Source organism: Aquiflexum sp., from assembly GCF_041749095.1.
Lineage (GTDB): Bacteria > Bacteroidota > Bacteroidia > Cytophagales > Cyclobacteriaceae > Aquiflexum.
This window is the reverse complement of sequence record NZ_JBGTCA010000194.1, coordinates 1-4,501: the sequence shown is the minus strand read 5'-3', so window position 1 is coordinate 4,501 and position 4,501 is coordinate 1. Positions and strand designations below refer to the sequence as shown.

Here is a 4,501-nt window from a genome sequence, read left to right as displayed (position 1 = left end):
GATTCCTTATTCGATTGCCTTATTGGTGATCTGGACTTCGTTTTTATTGCTTTATTGGACTTTGGGAATTCCTTTGGGATTGCAGAGTACTTATGAGTATTTGATGGTGAAACCTTAAAGAAACTTTGCCCATTCACAATTGATTTATTCCGAAAAATCTCCGAATATTAGTATAAGATTGGTCAGATAAAAAATCTTGAATTTAAATTTCAATCCTCATTTATAAATATGAAAAGCATTTTGAAAATCAATTGGGTTTTGGTCTTTTTTACAAGCCTTTTGCTTTTTTCCTGCACAACTTACAAAAATGTGGTCAAGCCATCAGCTCAGGGAAAAAACTCAGGAATTCCCTTAGAAAAGCTTAGACCGGGAGATAAATTGAAGATTACTAAAAAAGATGATTCTAAAATCCGGATGATATTTGACAAAATGGAAGACGGACACATTGTTGGCATAATTCAACGTGACTCTGGTGCTTCCGGTAATTTTGACCATTATTCTTCTTCTATTTCTTTACAGGAAATCAAGACCATTGAACTCAAAAAATTCAGTTTGGGTAAAACCGTAGCACTTCCGATAGCAACAGTTGCCATTGCATTTATATTGTATTTTATGGCCTGGGGCGGTGCATTTTCTTAGTATTTTTCAGGTTTGATACTTTTACAAATACCTTAAAAAAGCCTCCGGATTATTTAGAAAATTTTTCATAATAGTGAAATGCTCGGTTTCATCATAATTGAATTGTTGGATGGTTTCAGAAAACTGAAAAATGGTAGCATTTGGCAAAGTCATCAAAATAGGAGAGTGGGTGGCGATTATAAACTGACAGCCATTGTTCTCTGCCAGATTTTTGATCAAAGAAAACAATGCCAATTGCCGCTGAGGGGATAGTGCCGCCTCAGGTTCATCAATTAGATAAATTCCCTCAGGTTGTAAACGTCCCTGCAATACCTTTAAAAAACCTTCACCATGTGACATTTGGGTCAGGTCTCCATATTTTCTCAGTAGCGCCTCCTTTTGTCCATGGACTGCCCCAACTGCCAACTTTAAACCGGTTCCACTCAGTCTTTTTTCAAAGTCTACAATATCTCCTTTGAGTTCATGATCCAGATTTTTCAGACGTTTGACAAAACCGAAATAATCCTCTGCCCTAAAAAAGAACCCCCTATAAGCTTTGCTAGTCCATCTGGTTTTAATGCTTTCTCCAAATTCCTTGATTTCATTCAGCGTATCATCTGACTCCAAATCACTGCTTCCGATGGCTGGAAGATTTAACTTGATGGCCAAGGCTTTCAGCAAGGTAGATTTCCCAGAACCATTTTCTCCTACAAAGACCGTGATTGGCGATTCGAATTTCATCCATTGAAGGTTTTTGAAGGCAGGAAGCCCATAGGGGAAGTTGCTTGACCTTTCATGGTCTGATGGAATGGAAATTTGATAGAGAAAGTACATTCAGCGAAAACCTTTCGATAAGGGATTTTATTTAAACTTAAATAAAGTGGAAATAGGTTAGAATAACAATATAAAAAGGTATAAGGAATAAATCAGGAATGAATCAGTTTTTAAAATAAGCCTTGTGACATTTTTCTTCGGAAAAACTTACAATTCTTAAAAAATCATTAAATAAATTCTGCTTTTAGTATAAAGTGCAAATAATAAGTAAAGAGTATTTTCTTCATGAAGTGGTGATTATGTAAATTTTAATAAGTTTTTAAAATTAGAAATCTATGGAATCCATCTCAATTCTACTCTCTCAATTAAAGTTTGTTTTTTCTTATCATTTAATTGTTGGTTCCCAGCATGGTGGCTTTTATTTTGATCTCTTTTATGTATTGGCTTTTCTTTTGGCCACTATTTGGATGTTATGGGAAGGCCATAGGAATAAATTCCATTGGGTGAGTTGGCTGTTGGTCTTGGCCATATCAAGGTTATTTTTTATCATTGGTACCAAGGTAATTTCCTATTCGACAGTAGATTGGATTTATTTTTTCCAACAGTTTGAATTGCTCCCCGCAAAAGATAAAGTTATTCTGGGCGGATTTATTTTTGGTTTGGTAGCTTTTTGGTCAGGGGTGAAATTATTCAGGTTGCGATTATTTTATCCACAATTTATCTTTTTAAAGCACATACTGTGGAATCATTCAGGTGGATGACTTTAGGAGTGATGGTTTTACCACTGATTCTTATGAGCCAAACACTTGAAAAGGAAAATGAGATAGAGCTAAACAAAGAGGAAGCTTACAGCTTTTATAATTTGGGTTATTCAAGTGGAGAATTTTTCTCCCAGGTTTATGATCAGTTGCCAGGTTCAAATACAGGTTGTGGTTCTACAGTTTCTGAAGAATTTAAAAACAATTATTGGAATATGGGGGTCGGATACGGAAAGGTTAAATACCAAGATAATGGAATTTTTACTTATGGGTTTAATGGTTCTTTCGGCCAATATAATGAAACGAATATTGCTTCAAACCTGAAAAATGAAAGGTTTTTGTTTGCTTTTAATCCGTACGTCAAGTACGACACCGAATGGGTTGGTTTTGGGGCCGGTTTGTTTTTGGGGAATAATTATTGGTCAGATACCTTTAATGATGAATCATTAAACTCAAATATCACTACCTGAGCTAAAAGAAGTCCAGTTTTTCCTCAGGCTTACTTAAGGGTTGGTCAAGAAAGGACGTTTTTTGGAGATATCGGAATAGCTAATGCGTTTCCCAGTCCCTTTCCGGGAATGAGGTTTGAAATGGCATTAGGTTCAGGTTTTGGATTGCCTAGGGGGAACAAATTTAGAATTGGTGGAAGTAATATGGGCCCTTTCATCCAGGGTCAGGTTCTTATAAGCGAAAAATTCCTTGGAAGTGCCACTTATCAATGGGGAAAAGCATATTTGAATAGCGGAAGCGATGCATCTAACAGTCAGATTTTTCTAGGTCTTCAATATAGAATTCTTAAATAAAGAATTAACCTTCACTCTTCCCACAAGAGATTCCCCGAAATTCTACAAGCAATTTATAGGCACAATTTATATTACATTTATTTAAATCGGAAGTCCAGTTTAAAGTTATATAGCCAGGGGATTCTGGGGTCTATATTTTCTCTCTGAAGTATCTTGGGCAGATTGGTATAATCATTTGGATTGAGATGTGCTGGGGCCTGGTAGAACGTGACGATAATGGTGTCATCCTGTACCCTGATATCCCCATCAGCCCAGGCCAGTACTTCAGCAGCCAGGTGTCCGGCGTTCCAGGTGCGGTATTCTTCTTTCAGCTTTGTCCGCAGTTGGTAGGTGGCTGCCTGTGCGACCATTGCCAGTGCAAGTTTGCCATACCGGATATTAAGGTTTTGGGTAGAAGCCCTGTTCAGATCCATTTTGTTTTCAAAATTGAAGAATTCCTCCACACTCCAGCGCTTGTCATAATCCCCGGCAACCAGTTCAGAGGCCTGCCTGTCCGATGTGGTAACAAAGGTTTTATATGAATATTGGCCTTCCTTTTCCCCACATCTCTGGGCGATAAGCCTGAAAGCCTCATGGGAACCCTCAAAACAAAACGGCGTTTCGGCAATGGCAAACCCTGCCCACAACCGGGTATAGTTCAGGCCTTTCACCAAAGTATTGATCCGTTGGGTGGACAATGCAGGGGTCAGTATATCGAAGCGTGGATTGTTTTTTACCTCGGTGAGCAGTTCCCGGGTAAAGTGTTCCTTATCGGCAACCAGCAGGGAATCTGTCCTGATTATCTTTTCCGTGGCTGTCAACAGGTTTTTGGTTGCCCTGGTGGTGGGCATACCTGTCGAGGACATGGTCGCCATGACCGGTTGGCCCGTTTCGGCTGAAACGGCAAAAAAAGTCTGCAGCATTTTTTCAGAGGGGGCATCCGGCACTTTTTTCTTTTTGGCCATCACCCTCTGGGAGGAACTGATGATCCTGTGCGGGTCAATGGCCACTATATCACCGCGGTAATGTCCTGACAATTGCCTTTGACGGCCCAGGTTCACCAATAGATCCTGCGCATCTTCCATGGTATGTCCGTTGAGCAACAGGTGTACCTGCTCATCGGTGACCAGCCGTCCCATTCCGTTGGCCAATTGAAAACCCTGATGGCCCAGCGAATTTTTCTTCCGCACACGGTTGGTGCACAAAGCCGATTCATTTACTGCCTGCAGGGCTATCCTGGGCCCAAAATCCATATCACCGCCCTTTGTCCAGCCTTTTAGCAGATCCCACACGCCCAACCGCTGAAATTCCGGCACCAGCAGCCATAACCCGGCAGAGGTGCCCGAAACTTTCTGTGAAAGCATCTGGCGGAATTCCCGTTCGTTGTCCAGGGGACTTATTTCTACCTTTACATTGTAACGCTTGGTCTTTTGGGTCTCGATCAGCTCTTTCTCCTTTGCCGGATCAGCTTTATGTAGCCCTTTTTTTGTAGTCCGTATTCCTGGACTACTCTCTCAACGCTCCGTTGGCTTACTGCGTGCCCGGTCTGGTTCATCTTCTGGGCGATCA

Annotated in this window: 5 protein-coding genes; 3 read left to right on the top strand and 2 right to left on the bottom strand. The window is 40.5% G+C overall.

Annotation, left to right across the window (positions count from 1 at the left end):
- Positions 1-228: 228 nt before the first annotated feature.
- Positions 229-639, top strand: a complete 411-nt coding sequence (locus ACEW8O_RS09445) for a hypothetical protein (RefSeq protein ID WP_373494381.1) — start codon at positions 229-231, stop codon at positions 637-639.
- Between the two features lie 21 nt (positions 640-660).
- Here ACEW8O_RS09445 and ACEW8O_RS09440 read toward each other — a convergent pair whose 3' ends face one another.
- Positions 661-1,452 (bottom strand): AAA family ATPase, encoded by a 792-nt coding sequence (locus tag ACEW8O_RS09440; RefSeq protein WP_373494380.1) that lies wholly within the window; start codon positions 1,450-1,452, stop codon positions 661-663.
- A gap of 275 nt (positions 1,453-1,727) precedes the next feature.
- On the opposite strand from ACEW8O_RS09440, the gene ACEW8O_RS09435 reads away from it, so the two are divergent.
- Positions 1,728-2,153: a hypothetical protein gene (locus tag ACEW8O_RS09435; RefSeq protein ID WP_373494379.1), complete on the top strand. Its 426-nt coding sequence runs from the start codon at positions 1,728-1,730 to the stop codon at positions 2,151-2,153.
- A complete protein-coding gene (locus tag ACEW8O_RS09430) occupies positions 2,132-2,620 on the top strand; it encodes a hypothetical protein (protein WP_373494378.1) in 489 nt (162 codons plus the stop codon). The genes ACEW8O_RS09435 and ACEW8O_RS09430 overlap by 22 nt, the downstream gene beginning before the upstream one ends.
- A gap of 410 nt (positions 2,621-3,030) precedes the next feature.
- Here ACEW8O_RS09430 and ACEW8O_RS09425 read toward each other — a convergent pair whose 3' ends face one another.
- Positions 3,031-4,296 (bottom strand): transposase, encoded by a 1,266-nt coding sequence (locus ACEW8O_RS09425; protein ID WP_373494377.1) that lies wholly within the window; start codon positions 4,294-4,296, stop codon positions 3,031-3,033.
- Positions 4,297-4,501: the final 205 nt, after the last annotated feature.

Bases quoted from the DNA above. Each gene is read 5' to 3' on its own strand.
- ACEW8O_RS09440 (WP_373494380.1), bottom strand. From the start codon at position 1,452: ATGTACTTTCTCTATCAAATTTCCATTCCATCAGACCATGAAAGGTCA.
- ACEW8O_RS09425 (WP_373494377.1), bottom strand. From the start codon at position 4,296: ATGCTTTCACAGAAAGTTTCGGGCACCTCTGCCGGGTTATGGCTGCTG.
- ACEW8O_RS09435 (WP_373494379.1), top strand. From the start codon at position 1,728: ATGGAATCCATCTCAATTCTACTCTCTCAATTAAAGTTTGTTTTTTCT.
- ACEW8O_RS09445 (WP_373494381.1), top strand. From the start codon at position 229: ATGAAAAGCATTTTGAAAATCAATTGGGTTTTGGTCTTTTTTACAAGC.